Source organism: Parvimonas sp. D9, assembly GCF_035282565.1.
Taxonomy (GTDB): Bacteria; Bacillota; Clostridia; order Tissierellales; family Peptoniphilaceae; genus Parvimonas; species Parvimonas micra.
The window spans coordinates 1-258 of record NZ_JAYKBM010000191.1 but is presented as its reverse complement, the minus strand read 5'-3'; the positions used below and the strand labels follow the sequence as shown (position 1 = coordinate 258).

Sequence of the window (258 nt, the reverse complement as noted above, 5' to 3'; positions counted from 1 at the left end):
GACTCCCCCGCTACGCCGCTCCAGCTGTCGTACCGGACTACCTCGTACGGAGGAACGACAGGCAGAATATCGAAATGCCTGCGCTTGATCTCGCTCTTGTAGGGAATGTCTTCCAGCGTGTTATCGGCGTAGTTCGGCGCTTTGGTGCGTGCGTTTACGATAGCTTGATCGTTGAACGCTTCATGCGGCAGACGGTATCTGCCCTGAGCGTCAAGCCGGCTTGCGAGCCAATTGGAATAATTGAAATTTAGGCTGGAA

1 protein-coding gene is annotated in these 258 nt (G+C 54.7%); it reads right to left on the bottom strand.

The annotated features are described in order from the left end of the window. A partial coding sequence (locus VJI94_RS08515) for a hypothetical protein (protein WP_324009052.1) occupies nt 1-258 on the bottom strand: 258 nt, incomplete at both ends.